The 23,533-nt window shown below is 43.0% G+C and carries 19 protein-coding genes; 6 read left to right on the top strand and 13 right to left on the bottom strand.

What is annotated here, in order from left to right; translation table 11 throughout:
* The 10 genes from RMZ43_RS01375 to RMZ43_RS01330 all read right to left on the bottom strand — a co-directional run bounded on the left by RMZ43_RS01375 (position 1) and on the right by RMZ43_RS01330 (position 12,586).
* Positions 1-1,482, bottom strand: coding sequence for an amidohydrolase family protein (locus RMZ43_RS01375; protein WP_322654144.1), 1,482 nt, complete (start codon positions 1,480-1,482; stop codon positions 1-3).
* 250 nt (positions 1,483-1,732) lie between these two features.
* The gene (locus RMZ43_RS01370; protein WP_322654143.1) at positions 1,733-3,217 is read right to left on the bottom strand and encodes an amidohydrolase family protein; all 1,485 of its coding nucleotides are present in this window, start codon (positions 3,215-3,217) and stop codon (positions 1,733-1,735) included.
* Positions 3,218-3,346: 129 nt separating this feature from the next.
* On the bottom strand, positions 3,347-3,670 hold the full coding sequence (locus RMZ43_RS01365) for a hypothetical protein (RefSeq protein ID WP_428850691.1): 324 nt from the start codon (positions 3,668-3,670) through the stop codon (positions 3,347-3,349).
* A 79-nt stretch (positions 3,671-3,749) separates the two neighbouring features.
* A complete protein-coding gene (locus RMZ43_RS01360) occupies positions 3,750-4,796 on the bottom strand; it encodes an ABC transporter substrate-binding protein (RefSeq protein WP_322654141.1) in 1,047 nt (348 codons plus the stop codon).
* A gap of 19 nt (positions 4,797-4,815) precedes the next feature.
* Entirely contained in the window at positions 4,816-5,145 is a 330-nt protein-coding gene (locus RMZ43_RS01355) for a 4Fe-4S dicluster domain-containing protein (RefSeq protein ID WP_185582283.1), read from the bottom strand.
* Positions 5,142-6,761 (bottom strand): FAD-binding protein, encoded by a 1,620-nt coding sequence (locus RMZ43_RS01350; protein WP_322654140.1) that lies wholly within the window; start codon positions 6,759-6,761, stop codon positions 5,142-5,144. Before RMZ43_RS01350 ends, RMZ43_RS01355 begins: the two co-directional genes overlap by 4 nt.
* A gap of 531 nt (positions 6,762-7,292) precedes the next feature.
* A complete protein-coding gene (locus RMZ43_RS01345; protein WP_322654139.1) occupies positions 7,293-9,107 on the bottom strand; it encodes an iron uptake porin in 1,815 nt (604 codons plus the stop codon).
* Between the two features lie 747 nt (positions 9,108-9,854).
* Positions 9,855-10,859, bottom strand: coding sequence for a glycosyltransferase family 2 protein (locus RMZ43_RS01340; protein WP_322645812.1), 1,005 nt, complete (start codon positions 10,857-10,859; stop codon positions 9,855-9,857).
* Between the two features lie 107 nt (positions 10,860-10,966).
* Complete coding sequence (locus RMZ43_RS01335; protein ID WP_322654138.1) at positions 10,967-11,674, bottom strand: TVP38/TMEM64 family protein; 708 nt, start codon at positions 11,672-11,674, stop codon at positions 10,967-10,969.
* 591 nt (positions 11,675-12,265) lie between these two features.
* Positions 12,266-12,586, bottom strand: a complete 321-nt coding sequence (locus RMZ43_RS01330; protein ID WP_322645810.1) for a DUF433 domain-containing protein — start codon at positions 12,584-12,586, stop codon at positions 12,266-12,268.
* Positions 12,587-12,814: 228 nt separating this feature from the next.
* Here RMZ43_RS01330 and ssuD point away from each other — a divergent pair, with 228 nt between their 5' ends.
* The 6 genes from ssuD (at position 12,815) to RMZ43_RS01300 (ending at position 20,431) form a co-directional block, all read left to right on the top strand.
* On the top strand, positions 12,815-13,963 hold the full coding sequence (gene ssuD, locus RMZ43_RS01325; protein ID WP_322645809.1) for an FMNH2-dependent alkanesulfonate monooxygenase: 1,149 nt from the start codon (positions 12,815-12,817) through the stop codon (positions 13,961-13,963).
* Positions 13,964-14,392: 429 nt separating this feature from the next.
* Complete coding sequence (locus RMZ43_RS01320; protein ID WP_322654137.1) at positions 14,393-15,340, top strand: D-2-hydroxyacid dehydrogenase; 948 nt, start codon at positions 14,393-14,395, stop codon at positions 15,338-15,340.
* Between the two features lie 102 nt (positions 15,341-15,442).
* Complete coding sequence (locus RMZ43_RS01315) at positions 15,443-16,393, top strand: D-2-hydroxyacid dehydrogenase (RefSeq protein WP_322654164.1); 951 nt, start codon at positions 15,443-15,445, stop codon at positions 16,391-16,393.
* A 272-nt stretch (positions 16,394-16,665) separates the two neighbouring features.
* A complete protein-coding gene (locus RMZ43_RS01310; protein ID WP_181374256.1) occupies positions 16,666-16,842 on the top strand; it encodes a hypothetical protein in 177 nt (58 codons plus the stop codon).
* A gap of 350 nt (positions 16,843-17,192) precedes the next feature.
* On the top strand, positions 17,193-20,084 hold the full coding sequence (locus tag RMZ43_RS01305) for a glycerol-3-phosphate acyltransferase (RefSeq protein WP_322654136.1): 2,892 nt from the start codon (positions 17,193-17,195) through the stop codon (positions 20,082-20,084).
* Positions 20,084-20,431, top strand: a complete 348-nt coding sequence (locus RMZ43_RS01300) for a cupin domain-containing protein (protein WP_322645806.1) — start codon at positions 20,084-20,086, stop codon at positions 20,429-20,431. The genes RMZ43_RS01305 and RMZ43_RS01300 overlap by 1 nt, the downstream gene beginning before the upstream one ends.
* 202 nt (positions 20,432-20,633) lie before the next feature.
* On the opposite strand, the gene RMZ43_RS01295 is transcribed toward RMZ43_RS01300, so the two are convergent.
* The 3 genes from RMZ43_RS01295 to cobJ form a co-directional block, all read right to left on the bottom strand.
* Positions 20,634-20,990 carry a hypothetical protein gene (locus RMZ43_RS01295; RefSeq protein ID WP_322654135.1) on the bottom strand — a complete coding sequence of 119 codons (357 nt, stop codon included), beginning with the start codon at positions 20,988-20,990 and terminating at the stop codon, positions 20,634-20,636.
* A 105-nt stretch (positions 20,991-21,095) separates the two neighbouring features.
* Complete coding sequence (locus RMZ43_RS01290) at positions 21,096-21,587, bottom strand: DUF4174 domain-containing protein (RefSeq protein WP_322645804.1); 492 nt, start codon at positions 21,585-21,587, stop codon at positions 21,096-21,098.
* Between the two features lie 108 nt (positions 21,588-21,695).
* Positions 21,696-23,417 (bottom strand): precorrin-3B C(17)-methyltransferase, encoded by a 1,722-nt coding sequence (cobJ, locus tag RMZ43_RS01285; protein WP_416212447.1) that lies wholly within the window; start codon positions 23,415-23,417, stop codon positions 21,696-21,698.
* Between the last annotated feature and the right edge of the window lie 116 nt (positions 23,418-23,533).

The raw sequence follows: 23,533 nt of genomic DNA, 5'->3' as shown, positions 1-23,533 counted from the left end.
TTATTTCTTAGCCGCTAAATATTCGTTGGCGGCTTTCTCAACACCTGTACCCTTGAAGAAGTCTTGATTAAGACTGGTGTACAACTCTAAGGGGTGGATTGAGAGGAAGTAGCGGAGGTCTTCTTCGGTAATGATTTCGTGTTCTGCCATTGAGTAGGCGTTGGCAGTAACGGCGGTGATATCTGGCACATCCCAGTGACCAGAATCTGAACCCAAGAAGGCTTTAATGCGATCACCAAAGGGATTAGCTGCACGATTAAAAGCTTGAGCTACACGGGTATCGTCTGATTCTGTACCGAAGTAGAAATGATTCAAGAAGCGATCGCGCACATCTTCTGGCTTCTCTATTCCTGCTAGTTCAAATTCGTCGAGTTCGCCTGGATTTTCTGGAGCCAATAGTTGATGGTGGAATCCTAAACCGTCACCAATCTGATCTAAGCGTCCATCTACCAGTTCGCCACCATAGCGGGTGTACAACTCTATTAGTGCTTCCTTATCGATATTAGCAGGATTGTTATTTGACAACAAATGTTGTTTGTTACGAGTTTCCCAGTGCCAAATAATATCAGCGTATAGACTAGCACCCCAAGCTGAACCACCTTCTAAGAAGGCAAATTTTAATTCTGGGAAGCGGCGGGTAACTCCACCAAAAAACAGCGATTTACATAATGCTTCTGCTGCAAAGGCGAAGTGATTAATGTGATTATATTGGGCGTTGGTGACAGAACGCTGAGTTGTCCAACCTTGGCTAGAAGCGTGAGTTGTGGGTACAACTTTCAGTTCTTGGCACTTAGCCCAGAATGGATCGTAGTCATACTGGCTATCTAAGCCAAAGTTATCAATCCAAACCACTTCGTTAGCTACTTCTTTGCCATACTTTTCAAAGGCAGGAATTGGCCGACGAACATAACCGGGGATTTGAATTGCTTTGAGTCCCAAAACATTCACCGCATATTCCAACTCTTCAATCCCTTCTTCGGGAGTGTGCAGTGGGATGGCGGCGATGGGTGTTAATCGGTCAGAATAAGGGCGGAAAATATCAGCATGGTAGGTGTTAACTGCTCGACAAACAGCCCGCCGCATTTCTTCGTTACCGATATTCGGAGCCATCGTTGCCAAGTTGGGGTATACAACGGCAAAGTCTGTACCTGCTTCTTGCAAGCGTTCGTGCAGCAACTTGGGCAAGCTAATAGTAGCCAAATTCAAAGTATTTTTTGTTGGACGACCCCACCAGTTAGGGCGATTGGAGCGATAAGCAAAACGTTCTTCCCAAGTTTGCTTGTACCACTTAAAGCGGGAAGATCCTGGTAAATTTTCTTTGAAACGTTCGACAAGTGCAGTTCCACCAACTTGCTCTAAATAATCCAAGACTGCTGGTTCAAATTCTTGGGTATGTACATCGGTGTCAATGATCGGATAACCAAGTTTTTCTCGAATTTGAGCAGACCTAGTTTTTTGTGGGCGGTCTAAAGCGATCGTCATGATAGTTTACTCTAAATTATTCAAAAGATTTGTGTATCTTTAGATTCCCCCTAGCCCCCCCTTTTTGATTAACCCAAGGTTTTACCCCACCCTAACCCTCCCCTTATAAAGGGGAGGGAACTAGATTTTCCAGTTTCCCTCCTTTATAAGGGGGGATTAAGGGGGGTAATTTGACTTGTGTATGCACGGTAGCTTTTTAACGGGGGTTGGGGGGATCATCAAGATTGAGGGACATAACGAGAAGATGGAATTAACGGCCGGCTTTAGCCAAAAATTCATCTGCTGTTTTTTCCACAGCCGTACCTTTAAAGAAGTCACGATTCAGGCTGGTGTACAACTCCAAGGGATGAATTGACAGGAAATATTGCAAATCTTCTTCAGTGATAATCTTGCGTTCTACCATTGAATATGTATTAGCAGCGATCGCAGTAATATCAGGTACATCCCAATGACCAGAATCAGAACCTAAAAATGCTTTAATACGATCGCCATAAGGATTAGCTTTACGGTTAAAAGCTTGAGCTACACGGGTATCATCTGATTCTGTACCGAAGTAGAAATGATTCAAGAAGCGATCGCGGATATGCTCTGGCTTGGTAACTCCTGAAGCAGCGAATTCATCCAAATCACCTGGTTCTAGGGGAGATATTAAATCAGCATGGAAACCTAAACCACTGCCTAGTTGATCCAAACGACCATGTACTAGTTCGCCACCATAACGGGTGTAGTATTCGAGCAGTTCTTCATAATTAACATTGGCGGGATTGTTATTTTCTACCAAATGGTCTTTATTGCGAGTATCCCAGTGCCAAATCAAATCGGTATATAAACTAGCACCCCAAGCTGCACCTCCTTCTAAAAAGGCAAACTTGAGTGTAGGAAAGCGGTGAGTTACACCACCAAAGAACAGAGATTTACATAATGCTTCCCCAGCCGATGCAAAGTGACCAATATGGTTGTATTGGTAATTGCTAATGGAACGCCGATTTATCCAGCCCATACCGGAAGAGTGGGTGGTGGGTACAACTTTCAGTTCTTGGCACTTCGCCCAGAAGGGATCGTAATCATATTTACTATCCAAGCCAAAGGTATCAATCCAGATGGCTTCGTTGGCTACTTCTTCGCCATACTTCTCGAAGGCGGGAATCGGGCGGCGGATATGTCCGGGGATTTGAATGGCTTTGAGTCCCAGCACTTTCACCGCATATTCCAATTCTGCGATCGCCTCTTCGGGCGTATGCATGGGAATAGCGGCAATGGGTGTTAAGCGATCGCTATAAGGACGGAAAATATCAGCATGATACGTATTAGTTGCACGGCAAACAGCCCGCCGCATCTCTTCATTGCCGATGTGTGGAGCCATCGTTGCCAAGTTGGGGTACACAACGGCAAAGTCTGTACCAGCTTCTTGTAAACGTTCGTGCAGTAACTTGGGCAAGCTAATAGTAGCTAAATTTAAAGCGTCGTTGGTGGGACGAGTCCAGAAAGGAGGACGGGCGGTGCGGTAAGTGCGGCGTTCATCCCAAGATTGCTTAAACCATTTAGAGCGAGATGCACCGGGTAAGTGTTCTTGAAAACGTTCTGCGATCGCAGTTCCAGCAACTTGCTCTAAATAGTCTAAGAATGCTGGGGGAAATTCTTGGGTATGCACATCGGTGTCAATGATCGGATAACCAAGTTTTTCGCGGATTTGAGCTGACTTGGTTTTATGTGGACGATCTAGTGCAATAGTCATAGCATTTTACCTGGATTTTCAAATGGATTGGTCAAGAAGGAGGCAGAAAGATTACAGGACTTACGCAAAATAATGGAAAAACGAACCGCGAAGGCGCAAAGGACACGAAGGAATGAGAGTTTTAGAGAGTTATTGCGTAAGTTCTAAGTTTATAAGCCTGGAAGTTGAGGCTTTGAGCTTGGGAGTTGCACCTTTTAGCCTGGAAGTTGCACCTTTGAGCTTGGGAGTTGCACCTTTTAGCCTGGAAGTTGCACCTTTTAGCTTGGGAGTTGAGGCTTTGAGCTTGGGAGTTGCACCTTTAAGCTTGGGAGTTGCACCTTTGAGCTTGAAAGTTGCACCTTTGAGCTTGGAAGTTGAGCTTTTGAAAAACTTAATTACAGAAATTTGTTTTTCTTGCTCAAAAAACTTACTGATTTCTGCCTCCTCATCTCCTTCATCTTTGCCACTCCCCACTACTTCAGCTTTTCTACGAGACGCTACGCGTTAGCGGAGCTTTCGCTTTAGCGATACGCTCAGTACAAGTCCCCATTTCCTATTTTTCAGCAACCCAGTCTGTTAATTTAAAGTCCGACTTTGCTAAACCTTGCGAGACTAAAAATTTCTTTGTCCCCTCTAAAAGTTTCACACCCTCGGCTGGTAATGGTTCTTCTGATATCTGTTTCAGTGGGAACGATACTTTTATAATATCGATGGGATATTTAGTAGTTTGAGCATGATATTGATAATATTCTTCAGAATTAGCTTTTAAATCCTTCGCTGCTTCTGTGAGAATTGCATTAAATTTTTGGGGAAAATCAGGTTGTTTCGCCAAAAAGCTTTCGGTTGCAACGACTAATGATGTCCCTGATAAACCCTGATGATTTGCCGAAGAATCAATCACTGGAAACCCTTGTGATTTCAGAAAAGGCCCTAGATCGCTTGAAGTTGCGTAAGCTGCTACATCACCACGTTCTAAAGCTCCTTTTGCCTCAGTAGTCATCAAGTGAACAACTTTTACATCCTTGGCAATTTTAGCTTCAGCTAATAGACCCAGCAGGTATCTATGCATATAAGAACCTTTTTGAGTAGCTATCGTTTGACCTTTGAGTTCAGCAAGCGATCGCGGGCCGTTCTTTTTCGCTACTAACCAAGCAGTTGTATTAAATTGAGTAATTCGCAATAATCGAGTTTCCTGACCCCTCGCTCTCAGAACTATGGCTGGTGTATCCCCTAGAGAACCAACATCTAATTGTCCTGCGACAAGCGCCTCATTTAGATCCGGCCCATTAGGAAATCGTGCAAAAGTAATGTTTTTAAATCCTAGCTTTTGCAACTCACGCTCTAATATTCCTTTTTTCTTTGCCCAACCAAGTGGCCCTGTCGGTTCTGAACTACCTACATAACCTATACGTAGGGTAGAAATGTTATTAGATGCAGCAACAGTATTATTAGCATTAATAGCCTCAATCGACTGAGCAGATTTAGTTTCGCCTTGGCTACATGCTGTAGTTAGTAGCAGTAGGATACAAGCCACTGATGTTGATAATCTGGAAGCAAATTTATTTTTACTGATATAACCTGTTCCTACTGATAACAACATGACTCTTTTCTCCGCCGCACTATTTCATCTGCTTCAGAATTTGGAATGTTTGATCGGCTTTTGCTGTTGAGGTGCGTTTATGTCCCCAACCGATGTTTTCACGGTAACTACCCAGTAGCCCAACTTCTGCCAATTCTGCCTCGTTGACTGAAGTCGTCACATCGCTTTCTGGTGCAACATAAAGAGCATCAACTGGACAATACAATTCGCACATATAACAAGTTTGGCAGTCGCTCTGTCGAGCAATGGTTGGCGGCGCATCGGGTACTCTGTCAAACACATTGGTTGGACAAATGTTCACACAGATATTACATTTTATGCACCGCGACTCGCTGACCAACTCAATCACACTAATGCTCCTATTTTGGATTGTGACTTTTCTGTACTATGTAAAGGCTGACTCTTCACCCAAACTTGATCCAATCCACCGCTAATCAGGTGATGTTGCTGGTTAGCATCAAGTTCTGGATAATCTTGATGTTTGTGCATACCACGAGTTTCTTTACGTTCAATAGCACTGCTATACATCCACCGGGCTGTGGCTACCATTGCCGCAGCTTCTCGCGCCCGGATCAGCTCTTTATCTGAACTTACGTGGCTACTGCGGAGTTCTTGCCAAAGATGATTTAGCTTACCCAAAGATTCAGTTAAGCCTTGTTCTGTACGGAAATAATTCTTTTCGTAGGGGAATACTTCAGCTTGGACTGCCTGAATTACTTCATCAGTTGCTAAGGAGCGATCGCTCCCACTCTGTAATACTACCTCTCCAACACCCAAAACTAGTCGTTGAGTTTTCTGTTCCCCCAAACTACGAGCATATTCAGCAGCCGATTTCCCTGACCAATAGCCAGAAGATATTGCCCAAGCTGCGTTATGGCTACCACCGCCAGTAAATCCGCCACAAATCAGTTCGCGTGTAGCGGCATCTCCTGCTGCATAGAGTCCCCGCACAGAACTGGCACAACTCTCATCTACAATCCGAATTCCTCCTGTACCGCGCACAGTTCCTTCTAGGCGCAGAGTCACCGGGAAACGTTGGGTAAATGGATCGATACCTGCACGATCAAATGGTAAAAAGAAGTTAGGCTGTGCTAGACGCATAGATGGCCGCATTGATTCCGCCGCTTTGTCTATGATGGCGTAAACAGGCTGTTGCAGTAATGTCTGGGCAATTACTGAACGTCTATGAGAACTTGCTCCCGGAATCACACTACCATCTTCGTAGGTGAAGGTTGCCCAATTATAAAATAGGGTTTTGGTAACTGAAGAAAAGGCGGGAGAGATGCCATAAGCATTAGAAAATTCCATACCCGACATCTCAGCACCAGCTTCTGCCGCCATTAAATAACCATCCCCCGTCAGGACGTTGCATCCTAACGCTTTACTGAGAAACGCACAGCCACCAGTTGCGATAATTGTGGACTGCGATCGCACTATCCATTTCTCACCAGTTTGACGGTTCACACCTGTTGCACCAGCAACAGCACCATCGTCATCTACCAGTAGTTCTAAGGCAGGGCTGTTGTCTAAAATTTTGACTCCTGCCCGTTGGATTTGTCGCCGCATCAGGCGCATATACTCCGGCCCTTGCAGCGATCGCCGGTAGGGTTTACCATCATCGTCGGTAGGGAAGGGATAACCCCATTCTGCTAACTGATTAACGTTGACATAGGTCTGATTCAGTACCCGATCCATCCAGTTGCGATCGGATAAAAACCCACCCAACGATTCCCGACTTGCCTTTGCTGTTTCTCGTGCTTCGGGATCGGGTGGCACGTACCACACACCATTGCCAGATGCAGCAGCGCATCCAGTTGTTCCACAATACCCTTTGTCTACGAGGATCACTCTAGCTCCACTTGATGCAGCACTCCATGCCGCCCAAGTTCCAGCCGGCCCACCTCCAATCACAAGCACATCGCCTTCTAACTCGAGTTCAAAATCGGTTGTTAACGTCTTCAGCATTTACAATTTCCCCCCATCGATAAGTCTTAAGCATCAAGTCTTCACCCCATCGATGCTACACACCATTTCATAAATCTGTTTGCCTACCTCTTGACAACTTACTACAACACCAATTTAGTAATTTTGGAATAATCTCTCGCTTACAAGGGAAGTAGGCCAGAAATTAGGTTTTTAATTACTAATCAAGAGTTTAGTAGCCTTAAATCGTGACTCCTTAAGACAGATTGCCACCAGATTAATAGTCAATTAATACTTTAACTTGATCGGTAAACCGTAGTTTTGGACATAACAAAGCTTTTCACAGTTTTCGACAAAAAGCAAGTATTTTAGTAAACAAATTCAAACGTCAAGTTATGTCAAATGAATCTATTACCTATCTAAATAGGCTTGCTTTTTGGACTATTTTGTGTATATATCCAAGCTAACGTGTCCTACTTGCGAGTTAAGTTTCTCCCTAAAACTCAACAATCCCCAGACTTTTCGATTAAACGAGTCTAAGCAAAGTTTAATCAGTCCGGGGAGTGGCAAAGGTTAAAACCTAAAGACAGTACGAACCCAAGCAAATAAACTATCAGGATTGCTAGAATCAGAGTTTGGTGCAGTTATCCAGATCACACCTGGCGTAACCTCAATATGATCTCCGATTTTATATTGATAGAATGCTTCAACGTGTAGGGAAGTATCTTTGTCCGCTCGTCCCGAACCTAGTCCCAAATCTACACCCCTACTGAGACTAATCATTTTTGGCTCCATACCAACTAAAATCCCCCCTAGAGCACCTTCACTAAAAAGATCCGGGAATGCTAGCCCTACAGCCCAATCCATAGCTTCGCCATCTCCGCGCCCCACATAGCGGTGTGCTGCATAACTTACCCACGCATTGACTGCAAACTTGGGATTAACTTGATAAAACGCTTGTAGACCATAAAGGTTGCCTATAGTTGCCGCCCCTGGTACGGTACTGTTTACCAAGTTACTCCCGACTGCTGGGCCGAAATTTGTTCCACTAAAACCTAGAGTATTTGGTGGACTATAGGTATTAACGTAAGTTGCTGCCACCCGAAAATTCCGATTAGAAGAGTAGTATATTAACTGTGCTAGAGCTAAATACCTGCCTTTAAATAAGCCATTATTAGGTGTGGGGTTGTTACCATTTGGTGCGCTGTACGCTACCCCAAATTGAACCTGTTTACCTAATCCCTGGAGTATGGCAATTCCGGGGCCGCTATCTCCATAGTTATAGACCAAAGACCGCCGTGAAAATCGTGAAATCCCATTAGCACCAGTCGCAGAAGACGATTCAAAATATGGGTTAATCGGGCCAGAAAGACCTATCTCACTAGCTCCATCAGATAAGGGATAAATGTTGACTTGGGTATTTGGAAAAGGTAGAAAGCGATAGCGAACACCACTGAGAATAAGAGTGTTGCGTGCAAAAGTAATACTGGAGTTATCAGCAGTTCTCCCCTCATAAGTTCCCAATAATCCAGCTCTTGTTTGTCCCAATGATTCAATATTTCCACCTCCTATTGTTATAGCTAGTGAATCTTTACCGTTAAAACTGCTGTTTAACCGTAAAGTAGTTGAGCCTTGAAGTGTGGCATTGTGAGGTGCTGGTCTCTTGGTGACGACGTTATTGCCTGCTATAACTTCGCCAAGGACAATCTGAGATCGACCTATAAGTTTGGTTGTGGTCGTAAACTGAGTTCCTTCTAACTGTGCAGTTCGCGCTTCCAGGCTATCTACACGCCCCCGAAGTTGAGCGAGTTCTGGAGAAAACTGTTCTTGTAGTTTTTTGATGGTATCCAAGTCTTCTCGTTTGACTAAATCTGCCGTTGAAGTTGCTATTAGTTCATTGAGGCGATCTAAAGCTGCATTTAACCCAGCTGCAAACTCATAGCGCGTTAGAGAGCGATCGCCTTTGAATGTATTATCTGTATATCCTGCAATTACACCGTAGCGTTCAACTAGAGACTGTAATGCTTGAAAAGCCCAATCTGTCGGCTTAACATCTGACAGTTGCGAGACGGATGTTACTTGTCCCGTGGAATTATTTGGAGCTTTTTTGTCAGTTGGTGGTGTAACTTGCAACAATTGTGAGACAGGTGTCACTCGCTCTCGGAGATCATTTGGAGCTTTTTTACGAGTGGCTGGTGCAATTGAAGTGTCTACTGTTTGATTAACAAATACTTGTGGAGCTTTGTTATCTTCTATTTCAGTAGTAGATACATTAGATTTAGGTAGTTCAGCCTGACTTTTGGCTGGATAAAAAACCATGATAGCTAGAATATCTAGCAACGATATCAGAAAAAATATATATCTATAATTCCAGCGCAAATTCAACATGACTCCTTAACTCCTCAACCTCAAAAATGAATAAACTAGCTGTCACTATGACAGAAAAAAAGATAAATTCTTTATTCAAATGTTTTTAATAAAACATTGAATTATCGATTTACCAAAATTTTGCTGGTAAAAAAGTACAAACCTCTGACAAGATTCAAATCAGTAATAAACAGTTGAATGTACAATCCAAAATTCGCAGCAAACTATGAATTCTGACGATTGACAGAATCCCATAAACGTCTTAAATGAGACAATCACTGTTTTAAAAAAGAAAAGTCTTTTTTAAGAAAAACTCAAACCCATGCTATATAAACTGATACTTTTGAGACATCGTAATGGCGTTTTTTTGTTATGCTGTACAAAGTTAATCAATGGCTACTGACATCGACTAAAGCTTAATTTTGATGCAAGTTATTATTTGCCAATTAACATTAACTGAAAACACTAATTTGTAATCAGCTATATTCTGACAGCATCAATTGTTAGCAAATACGATAGTTCTATCGACTTACCGTACTTTTGTAGAATTATCTTTGCATAGAGCTTGCTACAATGCAATACCCAGTAATTTTCCATGAGGCGAAAATATGTCAAAATTTTTGGCTAAGTTAACTTTAGCAACTGCGATCGCTTACTGTATCGTAGGTAATCGCCGCAAATCGCTTAACCTGTAGATATGGGCTACACAGGCTCTTACCCCTCCTGGCTCCAGCAAATGTCCTTTGCCTTTCTTAGGTCAATACTTGTCTAATTTTGAATAGTAGGATCTTCTAAATTATCTAGTTTGTCAGAATTGCGCGTTGAGTTGGAGGATTTGTGATAAAAACCACCTACCTCTGTCAAAGTATAAAGAGGTCTGGCTTTAACTTCTTCATAGATGCGCCCTATATATTCGCCTAAGATGCCAACGCTTACTAACTGCACAGATCCGAGAAAGAAGATTGCCATCAAAATAATCGTAAACCCAGTTAAAGGCGAATGGGGGACAAAAAGCCGCCAATACAAGACTAATAAAGCCATGAAAATAGCCGCCGCAGCCGCTATTAATCCTAAATAGGTTGATAATCGCAGTGGCACTATCGAAAAGGATACTAGACCATTGATGGCAAGCGCCAAGGATTTGCTGAAAGTGTATTTAACTTGCCCAGCAAAGCGGGGGTTGCGCTCGAACTGAATTGCTGTTTGCTCAAATCCAACCCAAGAACGCAGACCACGGATATAACGGTTACGTTCTGGCATAGAATTGAGAATATCTACGATCTGGCGATCCATTAAACAAAAATCACCAGTATCAGTAGGAATCTCTACATCTGCAAGCTTCTTGAGGATGCGATAAAAAAAGTAGGCAGTAAAACGCTTAAACCATCTTTCCTTGAGGCGTTGAGTGCGTTGAGCGTAGACGACTTGATAACCCTGTCGCCATTTTTCAATCATGTCGGGGATTAGTTCTGGTGGATCTTGTAAGTCAGCATCAAGGATGATGATAACTTGACCCCGGACAAAATTAAGACCAGCCGTAACTGCTATTTGATGACCAAAGTTACGAGCAAAGCTTAAATAGCAAATGCGTGGATCTTTTTGATGGAGTTCTCGCAGTAGTTGTAGGGAGCGATCGCGGCTACCATCATTGATTAAAATTAATTCGACAACACCATCCAACCGATTCATTACTGCACTCAGTCTGCGATATAGTTCAGGAATAATTTCTTCTTCGTTATAAATTGGAACAATCAATGAATACTTTGGTAGCATCTAAAAATCTTGTTTAATTTTTGAACAGCCAAGCTGACAGACTGATTGTCATCATCAAGGTTTCGTTCCCAGTATACCTAGCAAGATTCAAGTCCCATTCCGATAATTTATTTGTTCTTTGGATTTATGTAATTTGAATCTGATCCTTTAAGGCTTTCTACAGCTTTTTTGGGAAAAGTCCGACGATGACGATACCAAGTAGACCCTGCTACCAAGGTTCCAGTTAAGCCCAAGGCGAGTACTAGGGGCAAAAAATCGCCGGTCTTAACTGCCTTCAAACCAGAACTACCTACTAATACAAAAGGTAATACACTTGGTACTGTTCCTAGTGTTGTACCTAGAACATAATCTTTAAAGGTGATCGAAGTCAGTCCAGCTACAAAGTTAACCAAGCCATAGGGCATGATTGGTACTAATCGGATGGCAAACATATAAAAAAGCCCTCCACGCCGCACCTCAGCATCCATAGCTTGCCAGCGTCCTGCTAGTCGTTTTGCAACGGTTTGACGTCCGATAGTCCGAGTAAAAATAAAGGCAATTATTGCCGCAATAACTGCTCCTACACTAGTCCAAAAAGTACCTAGCCAAGGGCCAAAAATTGCACCTCCAGTTAAATTCAGCACTGTTGAGGGCAAAACTAACATAGTTGCTACAACGTACAAAGCAACATAAATAACAGGTGCCCAGATTCCAGAAGATTTTAGCAAAGCTTGAATTTGTGCTGGTTCAATGCCGCCAATCAGATATACTGCTATACCAGTCGTAATTATGCAACTCAGTGTGAGTACTAAAATACCAGCTTTCAAATTCCACACTAGAATACTCCTGCTTTTTTTGTAACACAATCCATCTTTGGCAAATTTTCCCTTTAATTAATTTTTGAAAACCTTGCGCCTTCGCGGTTTTCCTACACCTTGCGATATGTTACACCGCATCTGAATAGGAACAACTATAAATTATTAGTTATTATCAAAAAATAAATCATCCAATCTTAATTTGTAGCGACTGTCTTAAAAGTCAAGCGATCGCCTGATCTTGTAGAACCTGTCTTGATTGTCAAGTGCGATCGCACTTGAGGACATAATGTTTATTTACAAATACTCAACACGCCCTACCATTTGCTCAGGCGTATAAACCTCATAAATCAGCAGCAGACTTTCAACTATCTGTCCAATTGAACGAGTTCCTTGCTTGCAGTGGTTGTCGTCACATCAATACCATGACGGCGCAATTCACGGGCAATAACTCAATACGGTTCAGTTAAGGCTAAAACTCTTTGTTAAACTCAATTTTTTTAACGAACCGCCAAGGACGCCAAGGACGCAGAGAGAAAAAAGAAATGCTTAACTGAACTGTATTGGGCAATAACTGACCTTACCTGTTCGTCTAAATGAAATCTTATCCGACTACTCACCCCGAATTGCCTTTAGCCTTGCTTCTAAAGGAGAAGGAGGACTATTACGCCTCATTTCCTTTACTAACGCCTCACTTTCTGCCGTATGGCGCTCAATTTCTTCTCGATGATCGTAATAGTACGCCATTGCTGCATAAACTGCTGCTTTAGATAAATCATATTCAGAAGCAATTTCTTCTAGAAATTCCCCCATCTCCAAATACATTTTTGCAATAGCAGCAACAGTTATTCTTGTTTCCACAATGCGGGGTTTACCACAACAATAGTCAGGATCTATGGCAATATACTCTTTACTTACCTGTTGAATAGGCATTTTTTTGACTGGGATAAGGCAAAATTTCTACTTTTAGTATACTAATACCAATTCTGTATGAGGCTGCGCTATATTCTTCTGACTTGAGTGCGATGCCTACGACGGGCGTAGCCATTTATGAATCGTGAATCTATACTGGTTTTTTAAATAATTTCCTGTAAGATATTAATTAAACTACGGTAAATGCGTCGAATTAACGGTGTTTAAATCTCTCATACCCTGACAAACATGCAAATTCTCTGGTTTATTCCTACTGGATCTCATGACGGACGCTATTTAGGCACAGATATTGGCTCTCGTGTTGCCACACCTGATTATTTGCAGCAAATTGCCCAAGCTGTGGATAATTTAGGCTACACCGGCGCATTATTACCCACAGGAAGTTCTTGTGAAGACGCTTGGATTACGGCTGCTGCTTTCATCTCTGTCACCAAGCAAATGAAATTTCTTGTAGCAATTCGTCCAGGAATTACTTCTCCAGGTGCTGCTGCACGGATGGCAGCTACATTTGACAGGATTTCTAAAGGAAGATTGTTGATTAATGTGGTGACAGGTGGAGATCCGGTGCAACTTGCTGGGGATGGCTTGCATCTTAGTCATGACGATCGCTATGATTTAACCGATGAATTTCTCACAGTTTGGCGGGGTATTGTCAGTGGGGAAACAGTCGATTTTAAAGGAAACTACCTAGATATCAAAGGTGGTAAACTCCTATTTCCACCAGTTCAAAAACCCTATCCACCTCTGTGGTTTGGTGGCTCATCTGCTGCTGCCAAGCGAGTTGCTGCTAAACATATAGATGTTTACCTGACTTGGGGCGAACCTCCAGAACAAGTAGCCCAAAAGATTGCCGAAGTTCGGCGAATAGCGGCTGAACAAGGGAGAACAGTTCGTTTTGGGATTCGCTTGCATGTAATTGTACGAGAAACCGAATCTGCGGCTTGGGATGCCGCCAATGAGCTAATTAAGTATGTAGATGAGGATGCGATCGCAAAAGCTCAAAAAGACCTGGCTAGCTCTGATTCTGAAGGACAGAGGCGGATGAGTCAACTACATAGTGGTAGTCGAAAAACCTTAGAGATTAGCCCCAACCTCTGGACAGGAATTGGATTGGTGCGGGGTGGTGCTGGTACAGCCCTAGTTGGAGATCCCGACACCGTTGCTGCTAGGATGCTGGAATATCAAAATTTGGGCATAGAAACTTTCGTGTTTTCTGGATATCCCCATTTAGAAGAAGCGTATCGCACTGCTGAATTATTATTTCCACGCTTACCTTTACAGAGTGAACCGACACCGCTAACGCCACCAGTCGTGAGTACTTTTAGCGAATTTGTCACTAATGAAAAACTTACTAAACAACTAACTAGTGCTTCATAACCTAATAATTTGTAATTCGTAATGACGCTCGTTTCGACACTCGTAAGCGTTGCGTTAGGGACGTAATACCGTTTCACTTTAAGGTTGATACATTTAGGCAAGCAGGGGAGCAGAGGAGCAGGGGAGCAGAGGGGAAAGAATTTGTATCAGGATTTTAGTGAAATGGTATAAGAGCGTCCTCTGACTCGCTAACGCTACCGCAACTCTTGGAGACGCCACGCTAACGTAATTCGTAATTAAAGAGCAAATTACGAATTATGTAGGCGATATTTTTTGTAGATTCATCCTTTGGAACAATCTAAAATCCAAAATTCCATGACTATTAATAATTAGAAAAAATTGTACTAGTAGTAAATAATACTTAATTGATTAGTTAAACAGAAGCAATTTCTAGAGATAGTCCTGTAAATAGGAAAGAGGTTATCTACCATGAAACTGATCTTACCGCTCGATCTCGTTGCCGACATTGAGCCTCATCTACCACCTGATACAGAGGTTGTCAGGGTAGATGTTGAAGGAAATTTAGATGGGGATGCTAGCGATGCTGAAGTTTATTTCAGTTGGTTTTTATCCAGAAGTCCGACACTGCATAAAATACTAGAAGCAGCACCTGCACTACGTTGGCATCATGCACCAAATGCAGGCGTGAATCACATCTTGACACCAACTTATTTGAAAAGAGATATCATCCTCACAAATGGGGCCGGAGTGCATGGAATTCCGATCGCAGAATTTGTGATCACTTATATATTGGCTCATGCCAAGCATCTACAGGAATTATATGCTTTACAAGCAGAACGTCACTGGAAAAGAGGCTTTGCCATCCAAGAGTTGACAGATGCTACCTTGCTAATTATTGGCGCTGGTGGTATTGGTCAAGAAATTGCCGCCCGTGCTAAACCCTTCGGCTTAAGAATTATTGGCAGTCGTCGTCATCCCCAAGAGCTAGCAAATTTTGATAAAGTAGTGGGTGCTGATGAATGGCTATCGCTCCTGCCAGGGGTTGATTATGTAGTTATTGCAACACCACTAACTCCAGAAACCAAAGAATTTATTGATGAATCTGTATTGCGATCGCTCCCAAAACATGCCTATCTAATTAATATTGCTCGCGGTGGCGTAGTTGATGAATCAGCATTAATAAAAGCACTTACAGAAGGTTGGATTGCAGGTGCAGCATTAGACACAGTTAATTCAGAACCACTACCCCCAGAAAGTCCTTTGTGGTCACTTCCTAACATCTTTATCACACCTCATACTTCCGGCCATTCACCAAAAAGTAAACAGCGTTCAATAGCACTATTTATCGACAATCTAAAGCGTTATCAAGCTGGTCAACCGTTACGAAATGTAGTAGACAAAGAAGCAGGATACTAAACAATTAAAAATTAAAAATCAAAAATTAAGAGGTGTTGCCGATTGGGTTGCACAATCAAAAATCCAAAATTAAAAATCCAAAATGAAATGAGGGAATAGCAAATAGTGAAACTAATTTTACCCGATCATCTCATTGCTGATATTGAGCCACACCTACCATCTGATATAGATGTTGTGGAAGTAGATAGTGAAGGTAATCTTGATGGTGATGCTAGTGATGCAGAAGTTTATGTTAACGGATTTTACCTGAAAACCTCTACCCATGACAAAGTACTGGCAGCAGCACCCAGGCTGCGTTGGCAACAGTCACCGAGTGCTGGTGTGAATCACATCCTCACACCAAATTTTTTGCAAAAGGATATTATCCTGACTAATGGCGCAGGGGTTCATGCGATTCCAATTTCGGAATTCGTACTAGCATTTATGCTCCATCACGCCAAGAATCTGCGGAAATTGCAAACTTTGCAGGATGAACACACTTGGGTAAGAGGAATATCTCTCGAAGAGTTGGCAGACGCGAATTTATTAATTCTCGGTACAGGGAACATAGGTAAAGCGATCGCATCTCGTGCCAAAGCTTTTGGAGTCACAGTTTGGGGTAGTCGCCGCCATCCCGAACCCCTACCGAATTTTGACAAGATTGTGGGTGTCGATGAGTGGCGATCGCTCCTACCAGCAGCAGATTATGTAGTTATTGCTACACCATTAACTCCAGAAACGAAAGGCTTGATCGATGAAGCTGCATTAAGCTCCATGCGTCAGTCTGCTTACTTAATTAACATTGCTCGTGGTGCGATCGTAGATGAAGCCGTATTAATCACCGCACTACGTGAGGGATGGATTGCGGGTGCTGGATTAGATACAGTAGCTACAGAACCCCTGCCACCGGAAAGTCCCTTGTGGTCATTGCCAAACGCCTTTATCACCCCCCATTGTTCAGCCCTTTCGCCACGCCTCAGAGAGCGAATAGCACAACTATTTATTGACAATCTCCAACGCTACCAAACCGGTCAGCCCTTGCGGAACGTCGTAGACAAGCAAGCAGGATATTAATTGGGCATTGGGAAAGAGGAATTGGGGACAAGGGGAAAGACTTGTTGGAAGTTCTAAACTTTTGTCCCCTTGTCCCCTTGTCCCCTTGTCCCCTTGTCCCCTTGTCCCCTCATCCCCCCTGCTCCCTCATCCGCCACATTTGTATAAATCAGACTAAATATCTCTAAAGAAGTAAGCAATTTTGGCGATGGAAAAATTGCCAAGCTGAAACAAAATAATATAAGGAATTTAACATCATCCGCAAAAAGAAGGACTACAATCAAAACGGACAAATGTTTCATGCTCCAACAAAAGAGGATTACAAAGCTATGTCCGACTTAAATCGCGGAATTATGAAGTTTGAGGGTGCAGATTCCCCAAAAGTAGTCACTATCTCTACCGTGTTGCTTCTGGGATCGATCGCTGCTCTCATAATCTGGGCGCTGCAAGCGGCCTATGCGCTAAACTAAAACCATTAGTAGCTTAGAAGGACACTTGTCTTAAACGGTTGCCGTCGTAGCCAAGTGTCCATTCAGCAACTAGTAAATGAAGAAGAATCCAGAATCCAGAATCCAGAATTTAGAATGCTTTTCCTTTGGGTATTTAAACCACTACCTAGTTGTAGACCTCTAAATCTAAGATTTGGATCGTTTGAAACCCCTGTGTTCATGCCCAATCCCTTCTGAATTCTGACTCCTGACTCCTGAATTCTTTTTGATAAAAACGCCCTAATTATCATCATCAAAAATTTTAGAAAAACTTTAGATTTTAGATTTAAGGTTTTAGATGGAAAATTTAAATCTAAAGTCCAAAATCACGAATGTTTGAACCTTGGGGTGTCTTAGTTATTTTAATTGTCTGCCCCCTCTTGGGCGGATTACCCCTGATTGCATGGATCACTTACGCGCTTACGGGCAAGCAATTATCACAAGTTGGTACAAGAAACATTAGTGTATCAGCTGCCTTTTATCATGGCGGTAGGTTTGTCGGAATTCTGGCAGTCTTGTCAGAAGCTTTGAAAGGAGTTGCAGCAGTCTTACTCACCCGCGTTTTCTTCCCAGAGGGATCGTTTTGGGAATTGATCGCCCTGATTGCTCTGGTAATAGGTAGATACTGGATAGGCAGAGGGGCAGGTACGACAAATGTCGTCTGGGGATTTGTAGTACATGATCCACTGGTTGCAATATTTGTATTCTTCTTTGCAGGTATTAGCTTTACAATTCTGCAATCGAGAAAGGTAGTAAAATTTGGGGTTTTACTTCTCTTTCCTCTGTTTGTGATGATTCTGCACCTTGGCGATTATCCCAGAATACTTGCTGCTGTTGCTTTAGCTGGTTTAATGGGCTGGATTTATACTAAAATTCCTGATGATATGAATCTGCCAGCCCAAGAGGCACAAACTGAATCGCAAGGAATGTTGGAATTTTTGCGCGGTGAGCGCGCGATAGTTTCTTTAGATGAAGAGTTGGATGCTGCTATTGTTGGAGAAAAGGCGGCTACATTATCTCAAATTAAGCGCTGGGGTTATCCAGTCCCGAAAGGCTGGGTACTCGCCCCAATCGACGATCCCCAAATGTTGACAGAATTCCTCCAGCCATCAGAATTATCTCCCTTGGTGGTGCGTTCTTCTGCCATTGGAGAAGACTCAGAACACGCTTCTGCGGCTGGGCAGTATAAAACAATTTTAGATGTTACTAGCCAAGAGGCATTACAATCAGCGATCGCTCAAGTTCAAGCTTCTTACAATCATCCGTCTGCTGTGCAATATCGGCGCGATCGCGGCTTAAATGATACAGCAATGGCTGTGTTGATTCAACAACAAGTCCAAAGTGCATATTCTGGCGTAGCTTTCAGCCGCGATCCCATAACTGGGCAAGCTGATGCAATTATCATTGAAGCCCTTCCAGGCAGCCCGACACAAGTCGTTTCGGGAAAAGTCACACCAGAACAATATCGCGCTTTTGTCATTGAAACAGAAAATTCTTCCTCTGTGCAATTAGAGGGTGAAGGAAGAGTCCCTCAAGCATTAATCAAGCAAGTTGCATACTTATCTTATCGACTCGAAAAACGCTATCATGGCACTCCTCAAGATATCGAATGGAGTTACGACGGTCAAACACTCTGGGTGTTGCAATCTCGACCAATCACTACTCTACTGCCAATCTGGACACGCAAAATTGCCGCCGAAGTGATTCCCGGAGTAATTCATCCCTTAACATGGTCGATTAATCGTCCCTTAACTTGTGGAGTTTGGGGAGAATTTTTTACTCTAGTTTTGGGCGAACGCGCTTTAGGGTTAGATTTTACTGAAACAGCAACTCTGCATTATTCTAGAGCTTACTTTAATGCATCCCTCTTAGGAGATATTTTTCTCCGTATGGGATTGCCGCCGGAAAGTTTAGAATTTTTAACCAGAGGAGCTAAATTAAGTAAACCGTCCTTGCAGTCAACCTGGGAGAATTTACCAGGACTAGGGAAGTTGCTGAGGCGGGAATTAAGTTTAGAAAAAGACTTCAAGCAGGATTATCACAAACGCTTCATTCCTGGTTTGTCGCAGTTGGCACAAGAAGATATAAGTAACTTGGAACCAGCCAAGCTGCTAATCAGAATTGACTTTATTTTAGAGTTGCTACGTCATGGGACATATTACAGTATTTTAGCTCCCTTAAGTGCTGCTGTGCGGCAAGCGATTTTTCGGGTGAAGGATGGGCAAATTGATAATAGCGTTACTCCAGAGGTAGCGGCATTGCGATCGCTCAGTGCAATAGCAACAGATGCTAAACAAGTATTGCTTGAATTTGAACCACAGCGAGTATTTGAGCAATTAAAGCAAACCCCAGAGGGAGAAAAGATCCTGCGAGAATTTGATGAATTACTTCAGGATTACGGCTATTTAAGTGAAGTGGGAACAGATATTTCCGTTCCTACTTGGCGGGAAAATCCCCAGATGATTAAGCAGATGTTTGTGCAGTTAATGCAGGGTAACGAACCGCAATCAGGCGCTAAAGACGCGATTAATAGCATTTTTGCTGGTAAGCGCAAACGTGGATTTGTGCAACGGCGTGTGGATATCAAGGGACGAGTTACCGAAGTTTATTCACGGCTTTTGGCTGAATTGCGTTGGAGTTTTGTCGCTTTAGAGAAGATTTGGTTAAAGTCCGGCTTACTCAAGAAAACAGGAGATATCTTTTTTCTAGAATTTGATGAAGTGCGGCGTTTAATTACGGGTGACGATTCTAGGTTAATTGAGGAGTTAGATGAGTTAGTGGAATCGAGGCGATCGCAATTCGTCCAAGATGGTGAGATCATTCAAATACCCCTTTTAGTTTACGGTAATACACCCCCTCACCCCTTAGCTCCCTCTAAACTCTACTCTGACCAAATTTTACAAGGGATTGGAGCCAGCCAGGGACAGGCTGAAGGTAGGGTAAAGGTGTTACGAAATTTACAAGATGTGCCAGAAATTGATCTAGATACGATTCTGGTAGTACCTTACACAGATTCCGGCTGGGCCCCGTTATTATTAAGGGCTGGAGGATTAATTGCCGAAGCTGGTGGACGGCTTTCTCACGGTGCGATCGTTGCTCGTGAGTACGGAATTCCCGCCGTCATGGATGTTCGAGGTGCTACATGGCTATTGCAAGATGGTCAACGGGTAAGGATTGATGGCTCTAGGGGTATTGTGGAATTATCTAACGATTTAAGACCTTAATGATTACCACTTCTTTGAAAAACCTACCAGAAGAATCTGTTTCTCACAATGCCGAAATCAAGAAAAAGGTGATGCTACGCTTCGGCGATTTGCCTCACTTAACTAACTTTTCTCAAGCACGTTTTGCTCCCGGACAAACCGCACCAGCACACGCACATCAAGATATGTGCGAAGTATTCTTTGTAGAAGCAGGTTCAGGAGTAATTCACATTGATGGTACAGAATACCCTCTGCTTCCAGGGAACTGCGTGGCGATAGAACCGGGAGAAGTACACGAAGTTGTCAATAGTGGCTTAACTGAGCTTGTTTTGACCTACTTTGGTTTGCGAGTGGAAAAATCAGCGTAATTATTTTTAATACAACATACAGTGAGGGCACAATATTGTTATGCCCTCACAAAAGTTTGCGGAATGTGAGTTATAAACCAATACAGTTCAATTAAGCATTTCTTCCTTCTCTCTGTGTTCTCTGCGTCTCTGTGGTTCGTTAAAACGTTTTAGCGTTAACTGAACCATATTGGATTATAAACAGAGGTAAATTCGTAAAATCTTAATATACCAAGGGTGTCGCGCCGCGCATCTGACGTAAAGAATTTATACAAGCAGGACAATCGCAGCCAAATAAGTTGATTGCCACATTGCTTTCTTCATCATTGAACTCCAGCATAGGAGCATCTTCTTGAGAAAATTCTATTTCACGCTGATAGTTAGGAATTTGAGCTAATACGGAAGCCCTTGCACATACTAAACCCACTTTATGTTTATTGCGTATACAAGATAGACGGTCTGTAGTTTTAGTTGCTGGTTCTGGCTCCATAGCTTGTGCGTGATTGAGCATTACTCCCATAGAGAGAATAGAGCTAATCAGCACAGGAGAAGAAAGCAAACTCAGTAGGAATTTGTTCATTGATTTTCTTAAAAAACAATTGCGATCGCTCAGATTATCCGATTAAATTTTACAGCGCAAGTAAACATCTATCAGGAATATTGCTAGTTGTATGAGCAATTCTAGCTACTTTCTGCGTCGCTGTTGCATTTCTTGCTGACGCATGGGCATAGCGTCAATTTCTTTAAAAATTGCTGTCGCCTGCACTACTGTAGCATCACTGCGCTTAACACCACCATCTTTGCCTACCAAAATCACACGGAAATTTTCTTTGTCAACCCCAAAGGACTCGCGCAACTTGGCAGCAGAAGACTCATCTATTGGCTGTTTGTTGGCATAGCTTTCATTTGTTGCCAAAACCTGAACGAGAACTAAATCCCGATCTGCAAAACCGTTATTATACTTTTGTAATAGTTGCATTTGCTGCTGATAGATAGGGTTATCAACAGACGGTGCAAAGACTAGTAGCACACGATTTTTCCATTTTTGGGAACTGAGGTTGAATGAAGACATTTTGATGGCATGATTGATTGAACTTTGGACAGTATCAGCTTTGCTAACTGGCGACAGGATTATACACGTTAATAGGGAAAGGGCAATTAATACTGAATTATTCACAATGAGTTGTTGTCTGTTTTCTATCCTTTCAACTTATCATTATCCCCACTTTTTCTCTATCTGTTGATGGTTTTGTATTAGGTTAAGTAGGTGCAATGATCATGCCTACTATTCGGTATAGCGACGCGGCGTATAAACCCAGATACTGCCATCGTTGCGCTTGATGGTTCGGGTTTTTGTGGAACCAACAAGAATAATTGTCCGCATATCAGCGCTTGCTGGTTCTAACTGGTCAAGTGCGATCGCTTTCACTGTTTGTCCTGGCCTACCAAGATTCCGAGCTAACACTACTGGGGTATCTGGTGTTCTATGTCGCAGCAAAATATTTCTCGCTTCTGCCAGTTGCCAAGTACGCTCTTTAGAAACAGGATTGTAGAAAGCAATTACAAAATCAGCTTCAGCAGCAGCAGCAATTCGTTGTTTGATCGCAGACCAAGGCTTCAAGATATCAGACAGAGAAATAGCACAAAAGTCATGTCCAAGGGGCGCACCAATGGCGGCGGCTGCTGCCTGCATGGCGGAGATGCCTGGTGCTACATGAATGTCGATAGTGTTCCATTCAGGTTTAGCATAGCGATCGCATACTTCAAAAACTGCTGTTGCCATTGCATAGATACCAGGATCACCAGATGAAACTACAGCTACATATCGCCCAGTTGCTGCCAAATCAAGGGCCATTTTTGCCCGTGCTTCTTCTTCACGGTTGTCAGATTCATGCCGTTGCTTGCCATCAGCCAGAGAACCAACTAAATCTAAATAAGTTTTATAACCCACTAGGTCAGTTGCCGACTTGAGTATCTCCTTCACTTCGGGAGACATCCATTGCGATCCACCAGGGCCTGTACCAATAATCGCTAACCGTCCCCGTGGCTGACCAATGGTGTTGGGGTCAATTGGTTGAGGGGCAATGGCGATCGCAATGTCGGGAGATAAGGAAGATAAGGGAGATGTACCTGTAGCTGCGATCGCTACTGCTTGGGCGGGGCTATAACCTTGTAATAACAGATTTTCTAGCTGATTTGGAGTAAAAAAGCGGGCAGACACTCCGAAGGCGCTAGCTACGGCGTGGATTGCGGGATTAGCTGCGGCGGTAATAGGTGCAAATATCCCGGCGACTGATGCTTTTTCTAGTTTGGCATCAACTAGTAACTGCTGTACTAAAGTTACTGCATCATCAATGGTGTCATTAATTGCGATCGCGATCGTTGCTGGATGGTAGACAAGGCAGTTAGCTGTAGGAGCCACCAAACGTTCCGTAACTTGAATGGTCAAATTTCCCTGTGAATCTATGGGCAGTTTACTATTTCTTAACCAAGGTGCTGTACCTTCTAACTTGACTTTTGCCCCGGCTAGCAAATCTGAGATAAATTTCTTAGCATCCTCTGGGTTTGCTAAATGGTATCCAGGGGGAGGAGATAACAACGTTGTACCCAAACGTAAATCGCCAGTAGTCGTAATTGCAGGTTTGACATCAAGGGCTTCAGCAATGCGACGAGCCAAATCGTTTACCCCACCAAGTCCGCCCAAGAGGGGAACAATAGCACTACCATCTTCAGCTACAGCTAACACTGGTGGTTCCTGTCGTTTATCCGAGATTACGGGCGCTAGCGTTCTAATTAAAATGCCGGCGGCACAAATGCCAATTAGCGGCGTTCCTTGGGCAAATAACTCGCGCAACGTCTCGCCAAAGTTAGTAAAGCTGACATCAACTCCCGATGTGCGATCGGCTAAACCGTATAGTGTCGCCCCTGGTAGCACAGTGATTATTTTGCGTGCTACTGTCACGCTATTTTGACCTAGTATTACAATGGCGGGTGCAACGTTCATCATCATAAATAGATATCTTGCAAAATTTAATATCCTTCAAATAAAAGCATAGATTTAGATATACTTAAAAACCTATTTTGGGTTTATCCTATATTAGGTTTTAGAATTTAACTAAGTTT

This window comes from Nostoc sp. CmiVER01 (genome assembly GCF_034531135.2).
Classification (GTDB): domain Bacteria; phylum Cyanobacteriota; class Cyanobacteriia; order Cyanobacteriales; family Nostocaceae; genus Nostoc.
Note: the sequence above shows the minus strand (reverse complement) of the source record. Positions and strands in the feature narration are given on the sequence as shown.

Bases quoted from the DNA above. Each gene is read 5' to 3' on its own strand.
- RMZ43_RS01305 (WP_322654136.1), top strand. From the start codon at position 17,193: ATGTTTGAACCTTGGGGTGTCTTAGTTATTTTAATTGTCTGCCCCCTC.
- RMZ43_RS01370 (WP_322654143.1), bottom strand. From the start codon at position 3,217: ATGACTATTGCACTAGATCGTCCACATAAAACCAAGTCAGCTCAAATC.
- RMZ43_RS01340 (WP_322645812.1), bottom strand. From the start codon at position 10,859: ATGCTACCAAAGTATTCATTGATTGTTCCAATTTATAACGAAGAAGAA.
- RMZ43_RS01360 (WP_322654141.1), bottom strand. From the start codon at position 4,796: ATGTTGTTATCAGTAGGAACAGGTTATATCAGTAAAAATAAATTTGCT.
- RMZ43_RS01330 (WP_322645810.1), bottom strand. From the start codon at position 12,586: ATGCCTATTCAACAGGTAAGTAAAGAGTATATTGCCATAGATCCTGAC.
- RMZ43_RS01375 (WP_322654144.1), bottom strand. From the start codon at position 1,482: ATGACGATCGCTTTAGACCGCCCACAAAAAACTAGGTCTGCTCAAATT.
- RMZ43_RS01300 (WP_322645806.1), top strand. From the start codon at position 20,084: ATGATTACCACTTCTTTGAAAAACCTACCAGAAGAATCTGTTTCTCAC.
- ssuD (WP_322645809.1), top strand. From the start codon at position 12,815: ATGCAAATTCTCTGGTTTATTCCTACTGGATCTCATGACGGACGCTAT.
- RMZ43_RS01345 (WP_322654139.1), bottom strand. From the start codon at position 9,107: ATGTTGAATTTGCGCTGGAATTATAGATATATATTTTTTCTGATATCG.
- RMZ43_RS01320 (WP_322654137.1), top strand. From the start codon at position 14,393: ATGAAACTGATCTTACCGCTCGATCTCGTTGCCGACATTGAGCCTCAT.
- RMZ43_RS01295 (WP_322654135.1), bottom strand. From the start codon at position 20,990: ATGAACAAATTCCTACTGAGTTTGCTTTCTTCTCCTGTGCTGATTAGC.
- cobJ (WP_416212447.1), bottom strand. From the start codon at position 23,417: ATGATGAACGTTGCACCCGCCATTGTAATACTAGGTCAAAATAGCGTG.
- RMZ43_RS01310 (WP_181374256.1), top strand. From the start codon at position 16,666: ATGTTTCATGCTCCAACAAAAGAGGATTACAAAGCTATGTCCGACTTA.
- RMZ43_RS01350 (WP_322654140.1), bottom strand. From the start codon at position 6,761: ATGCTGAAGACGTTAACAACCGATTTTGAACTCGAGTTAGAAGGCGAT.